The following is a 19,382-nucleotide window of genomic DNA, read 5'->3' on the forward strand; positions in this document are numbered from 1 at the left end:
ATGGCGCCGTCCAAGGCCGGGGCCGAGATAAGGACCAGGATCGGCCCCCGAAACGACTCCAAGAGAGCGACCGCATCGGCGACGCGGTGCCGACACACCGGCCGGGGTCATCACGCCCGGCGCGCGCCCAATCGGGGCCCTTGACCGCCGATCGCGAAGGCACTTCAGTCGATGCGCAGCAGCCCGGCCGCCCACGGTCCGTCAAGCAAGAGGCTTCCGAAGGGACTTCCAAAGGGGCTTCCATGGACGTGAACGATCACGCACACCCAGCGGATGCGCCCAAGTCCGGCGCGCAGGATCTGCGCGACCAGGTGCTGGAGCTGTTGCCGGCGCTCCGCGCATTTGCCCGCTCGCTGACGCGCAATCGCGCCGAGGCCGACGACCTGGTGCAGGAGACGCTGCTCAAAGCCCTCTCGAACATCGAGAAATTCGATCCCGGCACGAACCTTCGGGCGTGGCTGTTCACCATTCTGCGCAACAGCTACTACACGGACATGCGCAAAAAGCGCCGGGAGAACGACGGCCTGTCGGCTCTCGCCCAGCAGGACCACACCATGGGCCCCGGCCAAGACTGGTCGGTCACCCTTTCCACCCTCAAGGAAGCCCTGGCTCAGCTGCCCGACGATCAGCGCGAGGCGCTGGTTCTGGTGGGGGCCGCCGGCCTGTCCTATGAAGAAGCTGCCGATGTGTGCGGCTGCGCTCTCGGCACCATCAAGAGCCGCGTGAACCGGGCCCGCGCCAAGCTGCTGAGCCTGATGGGCGCGCAGGACACCGCCGAGGTGGTGGAAGGTGACCCGGTGGCCCTCTCCGCCGCCCACCACGTGCCGAAATCTGACAGCTGAAACCGCACGCCGGGCTCCGGCCCGCGCCGGCGGGACGACGCGCGGCGCGCCCCACGGAGGTGGACCGGTCTCAGTCGGGCGCCCAGCCGGGTGGCGCCAGCTCGAAGCCGGAGAAGTCAAAGGCCGGGGCCACCGTGCAGCCCACCAGGGTCCAGGCGCCCTGGCTCGCCGCCGCCTGCCACACGCTGGCGGGGACGATGCCCTGGGGCCGCTCGCCACGGTCCAACGCCGGTCCCAACCGCAGATCGCGCCGGCCCGCCGCATCCGCCAGCGACAAGGTGAGGGGCGCGCCGGCATGCCAATGCCAGACCTCCACCGCATCCACCCGATGCCAGTGGGAGACCTCCCCGGCCGCCAGCAGAAAATAGATGGCGGTGGAGGCGCCGCGGCCGCCATCGGCCGCCACATCGCGGAAAGTCTCGCGGAAATGCCCGCCCTCGGGATGGGGTTGCAGCTCCAGCAGGCGGACCACATCGGCGGCGCTCAGGCCACCGTCCAGAGGCATCATGGCTCAGCCCTTGAAAATGTTAGCGATTGAAAACGTTAGCCCTTGAAGGTGTTTTTGCGGGCCCGCAAAGCGGCGAACACGTCCGCCGGATCGGCTCCGGCGAGCCCGAGATGGGCGGCGAGCGCGGGATCATCGGCGCGCAGGAAGGGGTTTGCGGCCCGCTCATCCGCCATCAGCGAGGGAATGGTGGGCTCGCCCCTGGCCCGCGCCGCCTCGGCGCGGGCGAACATGGTCTTCAGCTCGGCATTGTCGGGGTCCACGGAGAGGGCGAAGCGGGCATTGCTGAGCGTGTATTCGTGGCCGCTATAGACCATGAGATCCCCCGGCAGCCCCTTGAGGCGCTGCAGGGAGTGCCACAGCACCGCCGGTTCGCACTCGAACGGCCGCCCGCACCCCAGGGTGAACAGGGTGTCGCCGGCGAACAAGGCGTGTTCGTCCTCGAACAGATAGACCACATGGCCGGCGGTGTGGCCCGGGGTTTCCAGAACCCGGCCCACCAGCGTGCCCACCGCCACCGGATCACCGTCCACCACCGCCACGTCGAGGCCGGGGATGTCGCTCGCCTCGGCGCGCGGCCCCACCACCGTGGCGCCATAGCGCTGCTTCAAAGCGGGAATGCCCTGCACATGATCCGCGTGATGATGGGTCACCAGCACGTGGGTGAGGGCCCAGCCCGCAGCCTCCAGCGCGGCCATGATGGGCTCGGCCTCGGGCGCATCGACCACCGCCGTGGCTTCGGTGGCGGGGTCGTGCAGCAGCACGGCATAATTGTCGCTAAGGCAAGGAACGAGGCGAATCTCGGCCGGCACGAACACACTCCCCGGGCGGCGCATGGCGCCCCCACGCCAGGCGACAGATCTCTGGCGACCTGGCGGTCATGATCGTCTATTCACGCGCAAAGGAAAAGGCCACCCAACCACCGCGCCGCGATTGCGTCGCCCGGGCGCAGGACGCAACATGATCGGGCGGGATCCGGCGCACGCGCGCCCGGCAGCGGAGGACTGAGGTGCAGGGGAGCGGCATGTATCTCGACGTCGTGGACCTGCGCAACTTCTATGCCCAGCCGGTCGGCATCATGACACGACGCCTGCTCGGCCGCGCGATCCGCGCCCGGTTCGCCAATGTCACCAACCTCGCCGTGCTCGGCCTCGGCTATGCCACGCCGTATCTCGGCGTGTTCCGCGAGGAGGCCGAGCGCTGCATCGCGGTGATGCCCGCCGCCCAGGGCGTGGTGCGCTGGCCCTCCAGCGGGCCGACGCTGGCGACGCTCGCCGACGAGACCATGCTGCCCCTGCCCACCGCCAGCATCGACCGGGTGGTGGCGGTGCATGCCCTCGAAATGACCGATAATGCCGCCGAGATGCTGCGCGAGGTGTGGCGCGTGCTGGCCCCTGGCGGCCGCCTGCTGGCGGTGGTGCCCAATCGGCGCGGGGTGTGGGCGCGGCTCGACACCACCCCGTTCGGCAATGGCCGCCCGTTCTCCCGCGGCCAGGTGGTGAACCTGCTGCGCGAGGCCCTGTTCACCCCGGTGGGCTGGGGCGAGGCGCTCTATGCCCCGCCGAGCGCCTGGTTCCTGCGCACGGCGGTGGCCTTCGAGCGGGTCGGCGCGCGGCTCTCCCTGCCCTTTTCCGGGGTGCTGGTGGTGGAGGCGACCAAGCAGCTTTATCGCCCGGTGGCGGTGCGCCGCTCGCGTCTGGTTCCGGTGCTCGAACCGGCCCTGGAACCGGTGCTCGGCGGCGTCCCGGCGGGATAGGGCAGCCGACGCGCGGCGGGACCCTGCCTAGAATTTGTAGCCGATCGAAAGCATGCCCGAGGGCTGCGTCCGGCTTTGGACGATGGGGCTGTCGCCAGCATCCCCGACGAGCGTGCCAAGGCCGGCCTGCCCCCGGATCAGCCAATGATCGCTCATCATGTAGGTGACGGACGCGGACACGTCGATCCGCTTGATGCCGGCGCCGAGATCGTAGACCGGCAGATGCGACCGCAGCGACTGGATCGGGGTGACGCCGAAATACGCGGACATATATGTCTCGTCCGCCCAGGTGGCCGAAGCCCCGAGGGTGAAGAAAAAGCGGCCCCAGTTCCATGATCCTTCGGCACCCAAGCGGGCCTGGAGGCCATCGCTGCCGCCGAAGGTCCGGTCGACGGCGGCATACACCTCCACCGGACCGGTCAGATAGGCCACACGCGCACCGACCACAGCCCCGGCGTCAATATCGCCCAACCCGCGCAGATGATCCGAATCGTCCTGCTGGCGGCCGGGATCGTAGCCCAGCCGCGCCGCCACCTTGAAATTCGGGAGACCATCGAGGGGCCGCACACCCAGGGCCACGCCCCGTGGATCGAGCATCATCCAGTCGGTCACCGCCGCCGAGACGAAAGGAATGGGCGAAACCTCGTATTCGTCGGACCCCTCAAACTTCGGGGCGACCATGGCACCGCCACCCAGCACGACCTTCCAGTTGGCGAGCTTCTCGCTGACCCAGGTGAACTGGTCGACGGATGGCGCGGGCTCCAAACCGGTGGGTGTGGTGGCGGCGGGTGCCGGGAGATCGGCTGCGGAAGCCGATGGCATCATCAACATCAGCGCTCCGATCGGCGCCAGTCCGACAGGCTTGAAGGAACGGGACGGCTTGGCACGGGGGAACACGCGATGGGGATCGGGCATGGGGCTCTTGCTCGGTGGACATCGGAACGGGATTGCCCGGTTTAGGCAGAGCCCCGCCGCGACCACGACGTCCGCTTCGCAATTGCGCCAAACTATTCGGCAATCTACCCACACCCCGATGGTCAAGGTCCTCGCGATGCGTGAATTCGCCAATCTGCACACGAATCCATGGCGGCGGCACAGGCTGGCCGAGGTCTCCCTCGCCTTCGCCCTGAGCCCCGCCTTTGCCTGGATCGGACCGTTCGACGTCACCGAACAGGTCTTTCTTGCCCGCGTGGGCTATTGGACCGGAATGCTCGCCAGCTGGTTCCTCATGCTGGCCCTCGTGGAGCGGATCGCCGACCTCCGCGGCGTCGGCCGGTCCCTGGCTCCCGCGCCACGCTGGCTGGCCCTGGTGGGTGTCGCGGCGGTGCCCATGATGCTGATCGTCGGGCCGGCGACCCATGTGCTCACCGGATGGTGGCCGCACCCCCACAAGATCCTGGCGCTCTACTTTCAGATCGTGCTGATCGGCGCCGGGGCGTCGATGATCGCGCGGGCGGCTTTCGGCCTCAGTTTCGCGGCAACGCCCATGGGAGAACCGCGGCAAGCGCAACACGAGCTGCGACAAAGCCCGGAACTGCGGCAAAGACCAAAGCCGCGGCCGCCATCCCCCTCCACGGCGCCACCACCGCCGGACACTGAACGCCCCATGCCCGGCGATGCGGAGCCGTCGCCCCTCGCCAGCGCCCTTCTTGCCCGCCTGCCTCCGGCGACGCGGGGCCCCATGGTCGCCGTGGAGATGGAGGATCACTATGCCCGGATCCATACGGACCGGGGATCCGCCCTGGTCCTGCTTCGCCTCACCGACGCCATTGCGGAATGCGCCCCGACGCCGGGGCGACAGATTCATCGGTCCTGGTGGGTGGCCGATGCGGCCATCCTCGGCCTGGAGCGCACGGGCCGTGCCGCGCGCGTCCGCCTCACCAATGGGCTGAGCGCCCCGGTGTCACAGCGGTATCTGCGGGACGTGGAACTGTTCCTCGCGGAACGCGACGCGGCGCCCCTCTGAGGCCCGGCGCCGTCAGCCGCGCCCCTTGCGTGACAGCAGGAACACCGCCTGTTCCCCCAAAAGGTTCCACACCCACCAGGGCATGTTCACGCGGACCCGGTGACCGGCGGAATCGAGCGCCACGGCCTTTTCCATCTTGGCGTCCAGCGCATCCACTAGCCCGACGAAGTCGCGGATGGTGCAGAAATGGATATTCGGCGTCTCATACCAGGGCAGCGGCAGGTTCTCCGTCACCGGCATGCGGCCGTTGACCAGGAGGTCGAGCCGCGAGCGCCAATGGCCGAAATTGGGGAAGGAGACCACCGCGCGCCGGCCGATCCGCAGCATCTGCTCCAGCACCCAGCGCGGACGGCGGGTGGCCTGCAGGGTCTGGGACAGGATCACATAATCGAAGGCATCGTCGGGGTAATAGGCGAGGTCCACATCGGCATCGCCCTGGATGATGGCGAGGCCCCGGGCCACCCCGGCATTGACCCCCTCGCGGGACAATTCGATGCCCCGGGCATCGCAGCCCCGGGTGGTGGCCAGCAGCTCCAGCAGGCCGCCGTCGCCGGAGCCCACATCCAGCACCCGCGAGCCGGGGGCGACCATCTCCGCCACCACCACCAGGTCGACACGCCCGCCCTGCTGGCGCACGGCGCCTTCATCCAGCGTCGGCTGCGCCATGGCTCAGCGCTCCCGGGCCGGCGGCAGGCCCAGGGCCCGCGCCGCGCTGTCGATGAAGCCATGGGCGATGGCGAACAATTCCGGTTCCTCCAGCAGGAAGGCGTCGTGGCCCTTGTCGCTCTCGATCTCGGCGAACGAGACGTTGGCGCCCGAGGCATTGAGGGCATGGACGATGGCGCGGGAATCCTCGGTGGGAAACAGCCAGTCGGAGGTGAAGGAGGCGAGGCAGAAGCGGGTCTTGGTGCCGCGGAAGGCGTTGGCCAGCACCCCGTCGTAATCCGCCGCGAGGTCGAAATAATCCATGGCGCGGGTGACGTAGAGATAGGAATTGGCATCGAAGCGCTGCACGAACGCCTCGCCCTGGTGGCGCAGATAGCTTTCCACCTGGAAATCCGCATCGAAGCCGAAGGTGGGCATGGCGCGGTTCTGCAGCCGCCGGCCGAACTTGCGATGCAGCGCCTGGTCCGACATGTAGGTGATGTGCGCCGCCATGCGCGCCACCGCGAGGCCGCGATGGGGCGTCACCCCTTCCGCCAGATAGCGCCCGCCGCGCCAGTCGGGATCCGCCATCACCGCCTGCCGCCCCACCTCGTGGAAGGCGATGTTCTGCGCCGAATGGCGGGCCGCGGTGGCGAGCGCCAATGCCGAGAACACCCGCTCGGGATAGCTCGCCGCCCATTGCAGCACCTGCATGCCGCCCATGGAACCGCCGGCCACGCACAGCAGTCGCTCGATGCCCAGATGGTCGAGCAGCATCGCCTGCGCGTTGACCATGTCGCGGATGGTCACCAGCGGCATGTCGAGCCCATAGGGCGCGCCGGTGGCCGGATTGCGCGACGACGGCCCGGTGCTGCCCATGCAGCCGCCCAGCACGTTGGCGCAGATGACATAGAAGCGCTCGGTGTCGATGGGGCGGCCCGGCCCCACCATGGTCTCCCACCAGCCGGGCTTGCCGGTGACCGGATTGAGATTGGCGGCGTGCTGATCGCCGGTCAGCGCATGGCAGATGAGAATGGCGTTGGAGCGCGCCGCATTGGGCTCGCCGTAGGTCTGGTAGGCGATCTGCTGGGCCTCCAGCGCCACCCCGGCGTCCAGGCGCAGCGGCCAGGTGGCATCGAAGCGCACCACCGGAGAATGGGGATCGTCCGCCTCGCGGCGGGCCCGGGCATCCAGGCTGCTGTCATCGAGACGTGACGAGGGGAGATCTTGGGAAGCGGCGGCGGCTGCGCCGTCGGGGGGCGTCGGGGTGCTCATGGGCCCATGCAAGGGGCCACCGGCGGCCCCTGTCAAGCATCGGGCCGTCCCTTGGAAATCCTCCCATTCGACACCTTCGTAAAAATGTAAGCCGGCGCGTGGATAACAGCGTCACGTTCGGTGCGGATCACACGCGGCACTGGCGCCGGCACCGGGTCGGCGCGATGCTGCCCGCGACAGAACGAAGAGGGCGCAAGCCGCTGGGGGAAACATGAAGGACCCGTTCGCGAAGACCATCGGCTATCGCCTCAACCACACCGCCCGCCTGCAGCGGGCGCTGTCGGCGCGCCTGCTCACCGATCTCGGCCTGTTCCCGGGCCAGGAAGCGGTGCTCAAGCTGCTGGCGGAGCTGGATGGACGCACCATGGGCGATCTGGCAGGCGCCCTGCGCGTGCGCCCGCCCACCGCATCGAAGACCATCGCCCGCCTCACCACCCAGGGCCTCGTGGAACGCCGCACCACCGATGGCGACGGCCGCCTCGTGCGGGTGTTCCTCACCGACCTCGGTCGCGAGCGGTCCGGCGCCATCGACGGGGTGTGGGAGACCCTGGAGGGCGAGATGGTCGCCGGGCTCGACGGCAAGGAGCGCAAGCGCCTGCGCAAGCTGCTGCGCAAGGTGGAGAAGAACCTGGCCCAGCGGCTCGGCACCGATGGCGGCCTCGATGACGAGGCCGACGCGGCCGATGAGGACGAGGAGGCCTGAGCCCTCCTGTTCCCCACGGCGCGAAGCGGATCTCCCCGGCACCGTGGCACCGGCCGGCCCTTCCCGGACCCGCGCGGCCCGGCTAGCCTGAGGCGCGCAACATGCGACGAGCCGCGACAAGCGGACCACGGCGCGACGCGGAGGCTGCCTCCGCGCCGACGGGAGGATCCATGCCACACGCCAGTAAGCCCAACGCCATCAATCTCATCGGCCGCACCGCCGTCGTCACCGGCGGCGCCCAGGGCATCGGCCGCGCCGTGGTCGCCCGGTTCCTGGACTCGGGAGCCCGCGTCGCCCTTCTCGACCAGGATCTGGAGCGGGCCGAGGCCACCGCCGCCGCCCTCGGCCGGGACCGGGTGAGCGCCATCGGCGTGGACGTGACCCGCCGCGCGGACGTGGAACGGGCCATGGAGCAGGCGCATGCGGCGCTGGGGCGGATCGACATCCTGGTCAACAATGCCGGCATCTCGGGGCCCAACCATCCCACCTGGGAATATCCCGAGGACGCCTGGCACCAGGTGATGGCGGTCAATCTCGACGGTCCCTTCTTCTGCTGCCGGGCGGTGGTGCCGGTGATGATCGCCCAGGGCTATGGGCGCATCGTCAATGTGGCCTCCATCGCCGGCAAGGAAGGCAATCCCAACGCCGCCGCCTATTCCGCCTCCAAGGCCGGGGTGATCGCGCTCACCAAGTCCCTGGGCAAGGAACTGGCCATCCACGACATCTGCGTGAACTGCGTGACCCCCGCCGCCGCCCATACCGCGCTGTTCGACCAGATGAGCGAGGCGCAGATCGCTTATATGCTCGCCAAGATCCCGCGCGGGCGATTCGTGACGGTGGAGGAGATCGCCGCCACCATCGCCTTTGCCGCATCGTCGGACTGCTCCTTCACCACTGGCGCCGTGTTCGACATCTCCGGCGGCCGCGCCACCTATTGACCGAGGCCACCATGGGCGCGCCCGCGGATCCGCTTGCCGCAGTCTCTCCGCCTGCGGATCCCCATGCCGCCGCGCGCCCAGCCGGCAAGGGCCTGCCGGCCTCGGGCGGCTCGACGCTGCTCGGCATCGCCTTCATGTGCGTGGCGGTGCTGAGCTTCGCGGTCACCGACGCCACCGCCAAATGGCTCGGCCAGCAGATGCCTGTCATCATGGTCATCTGGGCCCGCTATGTGGTGCATTTCGCGGTGTCGCTGGTGGTGTTCAATCCCTGGACCGTGCCGGGGCTGCTGCGCACGGCGCGGCCGGGGCTGCAGCTGGTCCGCTCGGGCCTGCTGTTCGCCATCACCGCCCTGAACTTCTCCGCGCTGCACTTCCTGCAGCTGGATCAGACCGTCTCCATCATGTTCTCCGCGCCGTTCTTCGTCGCCCTGTTCGCCGGGCCCATGCTGGGCGAATGGGTGGGGGTGCGACGCTGGATCGCCATCATGGTGGGCTTCTGCGGCATCCTGCTGGTGGTCCGCCCCGGGGTTGGGGGCATTCACCCGGCGGCGCTGCTGAGCCTGGCGGCGGCCGCCGCTTATGCCCTCTATTCCATCACCACCCGCATGCTCGCCGCCTGCGATCGCAGCGAAACCACCCTGTTCTATTCCTCGCTGGTGGGCTCGCTCGCCGCCAGCCTGCCGCTGCCCTTCGTGTGGGAAACGCCGCGCTCGGCCCTCGACATCGGCTTGATGCTGGAACTGGGCATCATCGCGGGAGCGGGCCACTTCTTCCTCATCCTCGCCCACGCCCGCGCCCCGGCGGCGCTCCTCGCGCCGTTCATCTACACCCAGATCATCGGCATGATCGCGCTCGGCTGGCTGGTGTTCGACCAGTCCCCCACCGCCTGGACCCTCGCCGGCGCGGCCATCGTCATCGCCTCCGGCATCGACCTGCTGCTGCGCGAACGGCGCGGGCGGGCGCCGCGCACCCTGGAGGCGCAGGCGCCGGACTGAGGCGCCATCCTCGCTTTGGTCAAAATGGCCATTATGCTCGCCGCCATCCGCTCACGGCTCCCGTGTCAAAGGCCCGCTGCCTGCCATGCCCTCCGCAACGCCCACCGCAACGCCCCCCGCCCCCCGCCTGCTCGTTGTCGAAGGCAACACCGCTGAGGCGCGCGCCCGGCAGATCCATTTCGGCGGCCAGGCGGCGGGCGAGGGCTATGCCCAGCTGCTGCGCGAGCTGGCGCCCGGCGCCACCGTGGACATCTGCTATCCCGCCGACCCCGGCGCCAACTTGCCCGACAGCGGCGGGCTCGACGGCTATGACGGCATCGCCATCACCGGCTCGTCGCTGAACATCTACCAGGGCGGGCCGGCGATCGCGCCGCAGATCGCCCTGATCCAGGCGGCCTTTGCCACCGGCGTGCCGGTGTTCGGCAGCTGCTGGGGCCTGCAATTGCTGGCGGTCGCCGCCGGCGGTAGCGTGCGGCCCAGCCCACGCGGGCGCGAGGTGGGGTTCGGCCGCCGCATCCGCCAGACCGTCGCCGGCCATGACCTGTTCGCCGACAAGCCCGGCGTGTTCGAGGCCATGACCGTGCATCTCGACGAGGTGGAGGCCCTGCCGCAGGGGGCGCGGCTGCTCGCCACCAACGATCATTCGACCGTGCAGGCGGCGGAGATCCGCGCCGGCCGCTCCATCTGCTGGGGGGTGCAGTACCACCCGGAATATCCGTTCCGGGAGATGGCTGCCATCTTCCGCCGGCTGCAGCCGTCGCTGGTGGCCGAAGGCTTCTTTCAGGACGAGGAGGAGGAAGCCGCCTTCATCGCCGATCTCGAGCATTTCGAGCGTGATCCCGGCAACAAGGCGCTGGCCTGGCGCTGCGGCATCGATGATGCGGTGATCGCCAAGCCCGTGCGCACCCTGGAGATCCGCAATTGGGTGGATCGCCTGGTGCGGCCCACCCGCTCGGCCCGCGGCCGCGCCTGAGATGGCCTCCCCGGCGCCGCAGCACGTCAGACGTGCTGGCCGCCGTTGATGTGGATCTCCGCGCCATTGAGATAGGACGCGGTGTCGGTGCACAGCACGAAGATGATCTTGGCCACCTCATCGGGGGTGCCCAGCCGCTGCATGGGAATCTGCGCCACGATCTTCTCGGTGCCCGGCGAGAGGATGGCCGTGTCGATCTCCCCGGGGGCGATGGCGTTCACCCGGATGCCCCTGCGGCCGAAATCGGAAGCCATCTCGCGCGTCAGCGCCGCCAGCGCCCCCTTGGAGGTGGCATAGGCGGCGCCGGCGAAGGGATGCACCCGCGAACCGGCGATGGAGGTGACGTTGACCACGCTGCCCTGCGCCCGCTCCAGCTCGCCGGCGAGGCCCCGCGCCAGGATGATGGGCGCGAAGAAGTTCACCTGGAACACATCCACCCAGGTCTCAAGATCCGTGTCGAGGGTGCCGAGCCGGGCGCCGCCCTCCCCCTTGGGGGAGATGGCGGCATTGTTGACGAGGGCATGCAGCTTGCCCTCGGGCAGGCGCCGCTTCACCTCGGCCACGGCGGCCAGGGTGCTGGCCGGGCTCGACAGGTCCACCTGCAGATGATCCTCGGGGCCGGCGCCCCACGGGCACTTTTCCGGAAAGGCGTGCCGCGAGCAGGTGATGACACGCCAGCCGGCGGCCGAAAAGCGCTTCACCGTGGCATGGCCGATGCCCCGCGAGGCCCCGGTGAGCAGCATGATGGGGCGGGCGGCGTCGGCCGCCTCCGAGGTCGCGGTCTGGCTCGTCATGGTCGCGTCGCTCACGGCCTGTCTCCCGGGCCCGGCCCGGCGCTGCCGGGGCGGGTCGCCACACGTTCAGTTCTTGCGCCGCAACGCCTTCAGCAGGGTGTTGAAGAGGCTGAAGGCCACCGCCGGCACGGCGGTGTCGAGCGGGTTACGCACGAACGCCGTCAGCCGCTGCACGCTGGTCCCCGCCGCCTGCAGATCGGCGCTGACGGCGGTCATGGCGGCGGCATGCACTTCCGTTGCGAGATCCAATTCGCGCCCGGGCCGCACCCGCGCGCCGGCGAAGACCAGCAGCGCCGCCAGAACCAGCGCCACGCCACCGGTGATGGTGGCCGCCAGGATGGCGCCATAGAGCGTCTCCAGGGCCAGAAAGCCCGCGATACCCAGCATCACCAGGCCGAAGCCCCCGATCAAGGCGGCGATGCCGAAGAAGGTGGATTTGGCCGCCGCCTTGCGCAGATGGATCTCGGCGATGATGAGATCGGCCCGCAGCAGCACCCGCAGATTGCGGACCAGCGTGTCCATGTCGTTCATTTCTTGCCACCCCGGAGCAATAGTCCCCCCACCACGGCCCCCGCCAGCAGCGACAGCCCTGCCGCCGTCAGCGGGCGGGCGCGCACCAGCGCCCGCAGCTGGCGCTCCGCATCCTCGACGCCGCACCCGCGGAACGGACAGCCGCCCGACGGCGCCGCGCCAACAGGCGCCGCGCCCGCACCGGCGGGCGGTGACGCGGCAGGTGCGGCGGGCGCAGCGGCGAGATCGGCCTTCAGCCCGGCGAGCTTGCGGGCGGTGGATCGGGCGCGGGTCATCTCCTTCGCCTCCTGGGCATGACGCGGTGTGGTCTCGTCCAACAAGGCGCGGGTCTGCCGCGCCGTGTCAAGCCGCCGGGCTCAACTCACAGGCGCGACGGTCCGCCAAACGGCGGACAAAGCGGGACGAACCGGAAGGGACTGCTATAAGCGACCAACGGGAGGATCTCATGGCGCGCCGCATCGATTATTTTTTCTCCACCATCAGCCCCTGGAGCTTCATCGGCCATGACCTGTTCATGGCGGTGGCCGCCCGCAACGGGGCGCAGGTGGCGTTCCATCCGGTATCCCTCGGCCCCATCTTCGCCGAAACCGGGGGCCTGCCGCTGCCCCAGCGCCCGCCGCAGCGCCAGCGCTACCGCCTGCTGGAGCTGCAGCGCTGGCGGGTGAAGCGGGGCATTGATTTCCATATCCATCCGGCCCACTGGCCGTTCGACTGCGCGCTGGCCGACCGCACCATCATCGCCGCCCTGCAGGCGGGCCACCCGGTGGAGCGGCTGCTGCCGGCGCTGTTCAGCGGTGTCTGGCAGCGCCAGCTCGATCTCGCCGACCCGGCGGTGGTGACCGCCCTCGCCGACGCGGCAGGCCTGCCGGGGGCCGCGCTGGTGGCCGCCGCCGGTGGCGAGGCCGCCGGGGCCGCCTATCTCGACAATCGGGCCAAGGCGCTGGCCGCCGACGTCTTCGGCGCCCCCGCTTATGTGCTGGAGGGAGAAGTGTTCTGGGGGCAGGACCGCATCGAGCTGCTCGATGATGCGCTGACCTCCGGCCGCGCGCCGTTCGGCACCGATCCCGCCTAGCGCCCCGCTTCGGCCCCGATCGCAACGGAAAGTGGCGGCGAACGGGCCATCGCCCGCCGCTGAAAAGGAGACCTCATGGCTGCATGTCGCGCGACGGCGCACGCCAGGATCGCCGGTTTGATCCTCACCACGGCGCTGGCCACCCCCCTCCTCATCCCCACCGGCGCGGCGCTGGCGCAGCCGGCGCCAGCAGCGGGCGCGCCGGACCCGTTGCCGCCGCCGCCCGGGCCGCGCTTCGCCTTCGCCCCGGTGGAAGGCGGCGCGCTCAAGCTCGACACCGAGACCGGCAAGGTCTCCCTGTGCGCCAAGGGTCCGCAGGGCTTCGCCTGCACCGCCGTGCCCGACAGCCGCGATGCCTATGAGGCGGAGATCGGCCGGCTCCAGGGGGAAATCGCGGCGCTGAAGCGCGGTGGCGCCACCAGCCCCGAGACCAAGCCGGCCCCCGACACCTCCGATCTCGATGCCGCGCTCGATTATGCCGACCAGTGGTTCCGCTGGCTGAAACAGAAGGTCGATGAACTGCGCGCGCCGGACCAGAGCGAGCGGCTGTAGAGCATTTTCAAGCGAAGGGGAGACCGGTTCGCGGGCAGAAAATGCGACGGCTCGAGACACCCGGCCTCAGAAATCGCTGAGGAAGGCGTCCACCCGTTTCAGCGCCTGGTCGGAAAGGGTGCCGGGGAAGGCCAGGAACACGTGGCAGCCGCCGGGATAGACCTCGAGCTCAGTCCCGTTGCCGGCGGCGAGCCAGGCGTTGGCCATGAACAAAGTGTCGTCCACCAGCGGATCGCGTGAGCCGACGATGAACAGGGCCTTGGGCAGCCCCTTCAGATTGGCCAGAAGCGGCGAGACATCGGGGTCCTCGGCGCGGCCTTCGAGCCGGAGATAATTCTCCACGAAATGCTCGATGTCGGCGCGGTTCAGCACCAGGGGCAGATCGCCCCAATTGCGCACCGAAGGGGTGAGGCGCAGGTCGAAGCAGCCGGCGGTGAGGTTCACGGCGGAAAACGGCGTCAGGTCGTGCCGGTCGCGCAGGCGCACCAGGGTGGTGACCGCCAGCGTCGCCCCACCCGATTCGCCGCCGATGGCGAAGCGGGTGGTGCCGAACCGGTTCTGGCCTTCCTTCACCAGCCACAGGGCCGCCGCCTCGCAGTCGTCGGGACCGGCCGGATAGGGCTCCTCCGGCGCCAGGCGATAATCCACCGACACCACCGCGAGGCCGCAGTTGGAGGCGATGCGATCGGTCAGGTTCTCATTCTCCCGGGCCGAGCCCAGGGTCCAGCCGCCGCCATGGATGTGAAGATAGACGCCCCTGGGAGCGCCATCGGGCATCAGGATGCGCAAGGAAATGGGGCCCCGCGGGCCGGGGATGCTTTCCACATGGGCGCGCCGGCTCTCCGGCGGCAGGGGAAAGGTGCCCTTGCCGGCGAGGCGCGCGGCGCGGATATGCGGCAGCGGGATGGACCAGCGATCCGGCACCGCCAGCATGGCCTTGACGATGGCGTCATTCACCATGCGCGTATCGACGGCGACGGCGGCATCACTGAACACCGCAGAATCGAGAACCAGCTTCGACATGTCCATTCAGTCCCGGGCGCTGACATTTTGGTCCGCCGTCGACGCGGCGGTGCGCGGGCAAGGTTGCAGGCGGCGGCGCGGGAGGCAATACACGGGGCGCGAACCGGACCGCGCATAAGCGCGCAGTGAGGACCATGACCATGGCGCGTCTCCAGCGTTCCCCCGCGCACCGCGCGCCCCTGGACACCCACGCCGAATGCCGGCTGGAGGTGACCACCGCCGGCCAGGGCTTCACCGACATCACCCGCGAGGCCGCCGCGTTCCTGGCCGAGATCGGCGCCCGCGACGGCGTGCTGGTGGCGTTCTGCCGCCACACCTCCGCTTCCCTCACCCTGCAGGAAAACGCCGATCCGGACGTGCAGCGCGACCTGCTCACCGCCCTCGACCGGCTGGCCCCCCAGCATGCCGGCTGGGTGCACGACAGCGAGGGGCCGGACGACATGCCCGCCCATGTGCGCACCCTGCTCAGCGGGGTCAGCCTGGCCATCCCGGTCAGCGCCGGCCGGCTGGCGCTCGGCACCTGGCAGGGCCTCTATCTCATCGAACATCGGCTCGCCGCGCACCGACGAGAAGTGGTATTGGCGTTTACCGGTCATACAGGGCGTTGAATCACGTGACTTGTCACAGCTTCGCCATCGAATGATGATTGGAGCGAAAATTCGTTGCGCGCGGGCGGCGCGCCGCGAAAGAGTGTGTCGGGACCAAGACAAAACACGGATGCTGTCGGGGGGAGGGTCCATTGGGAGAAGCCGCGAGTGGCGCATTAGGTGCGGCATCAGGCGGGGCCTTGCGCCTCGTCATCGCCGATGACCATCCCCTGTTCCGCGGCGCCCTGCGCGAGGCCGTGCTCAGCCATCACGCCGGCGCCACCATCGAGGAAGTCGGCACCTTCGACGATCTGACGGCGCTGCTGGAACGGGATTCCGATTTCGATCTGGTGCTGCTGGACCTCACCATGCCCGGCGCACGGGGCTTTTCCGGCCTGATCTATCTGCGCGCCCAATATGCGGCGCTGCCGGTGGTGGTGGTCTCCGGCAATGAGGAGCCGGCGGTGATCCGCCGGGGCCTGGACCTCGGCGCCTCCGGCTTCATCCCCAAGACCATGGACGTGCGCCAGATGCGCGACGCCATCGCCGAGGTGCTGGGCGGCGAGGTGTTCATCCCCCCGGATATCACCCTCAATGGCGGCAGCGACGGCGAGACCGATGCCATCATCGCCCGCCTCGCCACCCTCACGCCGCAGCAGGTGCGGGTGCTGATGATGCTGGCCGAGGGCCGCCTCAACAAGCAGATCGCCTATGAGCTCTCGGTGTCGGAAGCCACCGTGAAGGCCCATGTCTCCGCCATCCTGCAGAAGCTGGGGGTGGAAAGCCGCACCCAGGCGGTGATCGCCGTTTCCAAGGTGGAGACCGGCCTGTGGACCCCGCCCCAGGCCTGACGCGCTGAAATCCACCCGTCCGTACCGGCCGGCCGACCCGTGCTTTCCCGCCGGGGGAACCCTGCGCCGTGGCCGCGCGCCGCGGATGCGGTTTCTTAACGGGCGACGGTGTCCACTGCCCGCGGCGGCGCCTTGGTCGGCGCCGTGAGGCAAGCCCAAGGCGCGCCGATGGCATCTGGCCGAGTGGCTCCAGCGGTGGACTTTTCATGAGCGACGACAGCGCAACCGCCCCCTCCCCCGCGCCCCGGCGCTCCGCCTGGGAGGCGCTCACCGTCTACCTGCACCCGAGCGTGCTGGTGGTGATCCTGCTCGGCTTCTCCTCCGGCCTGCCGCTCGCCCTCACCGGCACCACCTTGTCGGTGTGGATGACGGAAAGCGGGGTGAGCCTTGGCAGCATCGGCCTGTTCTCTTTGGTGGGGCTGCCCTACACCCTGAAATTCATTTGGGCGCCGCTGGTGGATGCCCTCGACGTCCCGGTGCTCTCGCGCCTGCTCGGCCGGCGACGGGGCTGGCTGCTGGCCACCCAGATCGTGCTGATGGGCGCCATCGTCTTCCTCGGCGCCCAGGATCCGGTCGCCTCGCCGTTCATGGTGGCCCTTGGGGCGCTGCTGGTGGCCACCGTTTCCGCCACCCAGGACATTGTCGTGGACGCCTTCCGCGTGGAGCGCCTCGACACCAGCGAGCAGGCCGCCGGCATGGCCGGCTATGTGGCCGCCTATCGCATCGGCATGCTGGTGTCGGGCGCCGGCGTCATCGCTTTGGTGGCGGCGCTGGAAGCCTTCGGCTCGGTCCGCGCCGACGTGTGGTTCTGGGGCTATGTGGCCGCCGCCGCCTGCCTGGCGGTGGGCATGCTCGCCACCTTCATGGCCCGCGAGCCCACCGCCCCGGTGCGCGAGGAAGGGGTGAGCGCCGTCGCCCGGGTGGTGGATACGGCCGTGGGCGCCTTCAGCGAGTTCCTCGCCCGCCGCCAGGCGTGGGCCATCCTGCTGTTCGTGCTGCTCTACAAATTCTGCGATGCGTTCGCCGGCGTGCTCACGGCGCCGTTCGTCATCTCCATCGGCTTCGACAAGGCCACCTATGCGGCCATCGTGAAGGGCGTCGGATTGGCCGCGGCGCTGCTGGGCGGGTTTGCCGGCGGGTTCGTGGCGCGGGCGCTGCCGCTGGCCACCTGCCTGTGGATCGGCGGCGTACTGCAGATCGCCTCCAACCTCGCCTTCACCGCCCAGGCAGTGATCGGTGTCAGCGTGCCTGCTCTCACCTTCACCATCGTGGTGGAGAATTTCACCGGTGCCATCGGCACGGTGATCTTCGTGGCCTATCTCTCGGCCCTGTGCGGCGCCCGCGCCCACACCGCCACCCAATATGCCCTGCTCACCGCGCTCACCGCCGTGGGCCGCACCTTCCTCGCCTCCGGCGGCGGCTTCATCGCCGAGGCCACCGGATGGCCGGTGTTCTTCATCATCACCGCCGTGGCCGGCCTGCCGGGCCTGGCGCTGCTCGCCTATCTCCAGGCCAGGGGCCACTTCCGCAGCCTCGCGCACGAGAACCAGGATTGAGACCGATTAAGCGAATTTCATATGTGAAATAAAATCAAATAGCAGATAAAAATCGGAAAGAGTTCACAGCACCAATTCCGCATGCTATCTCCGAGATCACGTGGAATACGTCATTTGACGTATTTTTATTGTGCTATTGGAGATCCAGATGATCCATCGCCGGGCCTTCCTCGCCACGGCCCTCGCTGGGGCCCTGGCCGGGGTGTTCTCGGGCGCATTTGCCGCCCCCAGCTTCGCGCAGACCGCCGCGCCGGGCCCCGACAGCCTACTCAATGTTTCCTACGACATCGCCCGCGAGCTGTTCGCCGCTGAGAACGCGCTGTTCGTTCCCGCCTGGAAAGAGAAGACCGGCCAGCAGCTCACCATCAACCAGAGCCACGCCGGCTCCTCCCGCCAGGCCCGCGCCATTCTGGAGGGGCTGGAGGCGGATGTGGTGACCTTCAACCAGGTGACCGACGTGGACGTGCTGGCCAAGGCCGGCTTCGTCGCCAAGGACTGGCAGAAGAAGTTCCCCAACAACGCCTCGCCTTATTATTCCTTCCCCTCGTTCCTGGTGCGCGCCGGCAACCCCAAGGGCATCAAGGACTGGTCGGATCTGGTGCGCGATGACGTGAAGGTCATCTTCCCCAACCCCAAGACCTCGGGCAACGCCCGCTACACCTATCTCGCCGCCTATGCCTATGCGCTGGAGAAGTTCAACGGCGACACCGCCAAGGCCGACGCCTTCGTGAAGAAGCTGCTCTCCAACGTGCCGGTGTTCGACACCGGCGGCCGCGGCGCCACCACCACCTTCGTGGAGCGCGAGACGGGCGATGTGCTGGTGACCTTCGAGGCCGAGACCCACGCCATCCAGAACCTCTATCCCGACCGCAAGCTGCAGCCGATCACCCCCTCTGTGAGCCTGCTCGCCGAATTCCCGGTGGCGGTGGTGGACAAGGTGGTGGACAAGCGCGGCTCGCGCCCCGCCGCCACCGCCTATCTCGAGTTCCTCTATTCCCCCGCCGGCCAGGAGGTTGCCGCCAAGGCTTTCCACCGGGTGGTGAACCCCGAGGTCGCCGCCCAGTACAAGGAGCAGTTCCCCCCGGTCCGCCTAGTCAAGGTGGAGGAGGTGTTCGGCGGCTGGGACAAGGCCCAGGCCGACCACTTCGCCTCCGGCGGCAAGCTGGAGCAGGTCTTCATCGGCCGCTGAGCGAGCGCGGCCTGACGGCAACCCGCCACCGGATGTCGGACTTCCTCCGAAGCCCGACATCCCCTCACCCGACCACGGCGTGGCACACCCGGGTAAGGCCTTGCCAGCCTTGGTGGATCTCAGTTTTCGGCCAGCGCGGCACGATCTTTGAATGGTTCCAGCCTCAGGACTCCCGAAGTCCCGGACCCTCGAAGTGAAGAGCCGCCATGTCCGACGTCGCCGAAAGCGCTGAAGCCGAGATCCCGGAATTTTCCCTGGAGATCCCCCAGGTCTACACCCACCACGTGTTCTGCTGCTTCACCCAGCGGCCGCCCCAGCATCCGCGCGGCTCATGCGGCGCCAATGGCGCCCAGCCCCTGTGGGAACGGCTCGCCAAGAAGCTGGAGGCCTCCGGCCGCCGCGATATCGCCATGACCTCTTCCGGCTGCCTGAGCTTCTGCTCGGCCGGCCCCATCATGGTCGTCTACCCCCAAGGCATCTGGTACACGCCCAAGACTCCCGAGGACATCGACGAGATCGTCACCTCCCACCTTTTGGGCGGCAAGCCGGTGGAACGCCTCATCATCGTGCCCCGCATCTGAGTCCCCACAAAAAAGCCCCTCTCCGCGGCGCGGAGAGGGGCTTTCTGT

At 69.1% G+C, this 19,382-nt stretch carries 23 protein-coding genes; 14 read left to right on the forward strand and 9 right to left on the reverse strand.

Annotation, left to right across the window (positions count from 1 at the left end):
• Positions 1–242: 242 nt before the first annotated feature.
• Positions 243–842 carry a sigma-70 family RNA polymerase sigma factor gene (locus ACU4E7_RS03480; RefSeq protein WP_238120438.1) on the forward strand — a complete coding sequence of 200 codons (600 nt, stop codon included), beginning with the start codon at positions 243–245 and terminating at the stop codon, positions 840–842.
• A 70-nt stretch (positions 843–912) separates the two neighbouring features.
• Here ACU4E7_RS03480 and ACU4E7_RS03485 read toward each other — a convergent pair whose 3' ends face one another.
• Positions 913–1,350 (reverse strand): cupin domain-containing protein, encoded by a 438-nt coding sequence (locus ACU4E7_RS03485; protein WP_447020656.1) that lies wholly within the window; start codon positions 1,348–1,350, stop codon positions 913–915.
• A 35-nt stretch (positions 1,351–1,385) separates the two neighbouring features.
• On the reverse strand, positions 1,386–2,159 hold the full coding sequence (gene gloB, locus ACU4E7_RS03490) for a hydroxyacylglutathione hydrolase (protein ID WP_447020657.1): 774 nt from the start codon (positions 2,157–2,159) through the stop codon (positions 1,386–1,388).
• 212 nt (positions 2,160–2,371) lie between these two features.
• Here gloB and ACU4E7_RS03495 point away from each other — a divergent pair, with 212 nt between their 5' ends.
• Positions 2,372–3,103: a class I SAM-dependent methyltransferase gene (locus tag ACU4E7_RS03495; protein WP_447020658.1), complete on the forward strand. Its 732-nt coding sequence runs from the start codon at positions 2,372–2,374 to the stop codon at positions 3,101–3,103.
• Positions 3,104–3,130: 27 nt separating this feature from the next.
• Here ACU4E7_RS03495 and ACU4E7_RS03500 read toward each other — a convergent pair whose 3' ends face one another.
• On the reverse strand, positions 3,131–4,018 hold the full coding sequence (locus tag ACU4E7_RS03500) for a MipA/OmpV family protein (protein ID WP_238120434.1): 888 nt from the start codon (positions 4,016–4,018) through the stop codon (positions 3,131–3,133).
• On the opposite strand from ACU4E7_RS03500, the gene ACU4E7_RS03505 reads away from it, so the two are divergent.
• Complete coding sequence (locus ACU4E7_RS03505) at positions 4,017–5,069, forward strand: LytTR family DNA-binding domain-containing protein (protein ID WP_447020659.1); 1,053 nt, start codon at positions 4,017–4,019, stop codon at positions 5,067–5,069. The two genes, ACU4E7_RS03500 and ACU4E7_RS03505, sit on opposite strands and share 2 nt — an antisense overlap.
• Before the next feature lie 12 nt (positions 5,070–5,081).
• Here the strand turns inward: ACU4E7_RS03505 and metW are convergent, their stop codons facing one another.
• Positions 5,082–5,735, reverse strand: a complete 654-nt coding sequence (metW, locus tag ACU4E7_RS03510; protein WP_238120432.1) for a methionine biosynthesis protein MetW — start codon at positions 5,733–5,735, stop codon at positions 5,082–5,084.
• A 3-nt stretch (positions 5,736–5,738) separates the two neighbouring features.
• Positions 5,739–6,989 (reverse strand): homoserine O-acetyltransferase MetX, encoded by a 1,251-nt coding sequence (metX, locus tag ACU4E7_RS03515; protein ID WP_447020660.1) that lies wholly within the window; start codon positions 6,987–6,989, stop codon positions 5,739–5,741.
• Between the two features lie 211 nt (positions 6,990–7,200).
• On the opposite strand from metX, the gene ACU4E7_RS03520 reads away from it, so the two are divergent.
• The 4 genes from ACU4E7_RS03520 to ACU4E7_RS03535 all read left to right on the forward strand — a co-directional run bounded on the left by ACU4E7_RS03520 (position 7,201) and on the right by ACU4E7_RS03535 (position 10,598).
• Positions 7,201–7,692: a MarR family winged helix-turn-helix transcriptional regulator gene (locus tag ACU4E7_RS03520; protein WP_447020661.1), complete on the forward strand. Its 492-nt coding sequence runs from the start codon at positions 7,201–7,203 to the stop codon at positions 7,690–7,692.
• A gap of 170 nt (positions 7,693–7,862) precedes the next feature.
• Positions 7,863–8,630 carry an SDR family NAD(P)-dependent oxidoreductase gene (locus tag ACU4E7_RS03525; RefSeq protein ID WP_447020662.1) on the forward strand — a complete coding sequence of 256 codons (768 nt, stop codon included), beginning with the start codon at positions 7,863–7,865 and terminating at the stop codon, positions 8,628–8,630.
• An 11-nt stretch (positions 8,631–8,641) separates the two neighbouring features.
• On the forward strand, positions 8,642–9,625 hold the full coding sequence (locus ACU4E7_RS03530; RefSeq protein ID WP_447020663.1) for a DMT family transporter: 984 nt from the start codon (positions 8,642–8,644) through the stop codon (positions 9,623–9,625).
• A gap of 85 nt (positions 9,626–9,710) precedes the next feature.
• Positions 9,711–10,598, forward strand: coding sequence for a type 1 glutamine amidotransferase (locus ACU4E7_RS03535; protein ID WP_447020664.1), 888 nt, complete (start codon positions 9,711–9,713; stop codon positions 10,596–10,598).
• A 26-nt stretch (positions 10,599–10,624) separates the two neighbouring features.
• Here the strand turns inward: ACU4E7_RS03535 and ACU4E7_RS03540 are convergent, their stop codons facing one another.
• The 3 genes from ACU4E7_RS03540 to ACU4E7_RS03550 all read right to left on the reverse strand — a co-directional run bounded on the left by ACU4E7_RS03540 (position 10,625) and on the right by ACU4E7_RS03550 (position 12,198).
• Positions 10,625–11,341, reverse strand: a complete 717-nt coding sequence (locus ACU4E7_RS03540; RefSeq protein WP_238120887.1) for an SDR family NAD(P)-dependent oxidoreductase — start codon at positions 11,339–11,341, stop codon at positions 10,625–10,627.
• A 117-nt stretch (positions 11,342–11,458) separates the two neighbouring features.
• Positions 11,459–11,914, reverse strand: coding sequence for a phage holin family protein (locus ACU4E7_RS03545; RefSeq protein WP_447020665.1), 456 nt, complete (start codon positions 11,912–11,914; stop codon positions 11,459–11,461).
• 5 nt (positions 11,915–11,919) lie between these two features.
• Positions 11,920–12,198 carry a hypothetical protein gene (locus ACU4E7_RS03550; RefSeq protein WP_238120425.1) on the reverse strand — a complete coding sequence of 93 codons (279 nt, stop codon included), beginning with the start codon at positions 12,196–12,198 and terminating at the stop codon, positions 11,920–11,922.
• A gap of 170 nt (positions 12,199–12,368) precedes the next feature.
• On the opposite strand from ACU4E7_RS03550, the gene ACU4E7_RS03555 reads away from it, so the two are divergent.
• Together ACU4E7_RS03555 and ACU4E7_RS03560 are read left to right on the forward strand one after the other, a co-directional pair.
• Positions 12,369–12,995, forward strand: coding sequence for a DsbA family protein (locus ACU4E7_RS03555; RefSeq protein WP_447020666.1), 627 nt, complete (start codon positions 12,369–12,371; stop codon positions 12,993–12,995).
• Positions 12,996–13,070: 75 nt separating this feature from the next.
• Positions 13,071–13,547 carry a hypothetical protein gene (locus ACU4E7_RS03560; RefSeq protein ID WP_447020667.1) on the forward strand — a complete coding sequence of 159 codons (477 nt, stop codon included), beginning with the start codon at positions 13,071–13,073 and terminating at the stop codon, positions 13,545–13,547.
• Between the two features lie 66 nt (positions 13,548–13,613).
• Here the strand turns inward: ACU4E7_RS03560 and ACU4E7_RS03565 are convergent, their stop codons facing one another.
• Entirely contained in the window at positions 13,614–14,570 is a 957-nt protein-coding gene (locus ACU4E7_RS03565; protein ID WP_447020668.1) for an alpha/beta hydrolase, read from the reverse strand.
• Positions 14,571–14,710: 140 nt separating this feature from the next.
• On the opposite strand from ACU4E7_RS03565, the gene ACU4E7_RS03570 reads away from it, so the two are divergent.
• From ACU4E7_RS03570 to ACU4E7_RS03590, 5 genes are all read left to right on the forward strand, one after another.
• Positions 14,711–15,178 (forward strand): secondary thiamine-phosphate synthase enzyme YjbQ, encoded by a 468-nt coding sequence (locus ACU4E7_RS03570; RefSeq protein WP_443266308.1) that lies wholly within the window; start codon positions 14,711–14,713, stop codon positions 15,176–15,178.
• A gap of 179 nt (positions 15,179–15,357) precedes the next feature.
• A complete protein-coding gene (locus ACU4E7_RS03575) occupies positions 15,358–16,008 on the forward strand; it encodes a response regulator (protein ID WP_447020669.1) in 651 nt (216 codons plus the stop codon).
• A gap of 206 nt (positions 16,009–16,214) precedes the next feature.
• Complete coding sequence (locus ACU4E7_RS03580; RefSeq protein ID WP_238120419.1) at positions 16,215–17,564, forward strand: AmpG family muropeptide MFS transporter; 1,350 nt, start codon at positions 16,215–16,217, stop codon at positions 17,562–17,564.
• Between the two features lie 148 nt (positions 17,565–17,712).
• Positions 17,713–18,753: a sulfate ABC transporter substrate-binding protein gene (locus ACU4E7_RS03585; RefSeq protein WP_447020670.1), complete on the forward strand. Its 1,041-nt coding sequence runs from the start codon at positions 17,713–17,715 to the stop codon at positions 18,751–18,753.
• 206 nt (positions 18,754–18,959) lie between these two features.
• Positions 18,960–19,334, forward strand: coding sequence for a (2Fe-2S) ferredoxin domain-containing protein (locus ACU4E7_RS03590; protein ID WP_238120417.1), 375 nt, complete (start codon positions 18,960–18,962; stop codon positions 19,332–19,334).
• Positions 19,335–19,382: the final 48 nt, after the last annotated feature.

Source organism: Xanthobacter sp. ZOL 2024, from assembly GCF_052932325.1.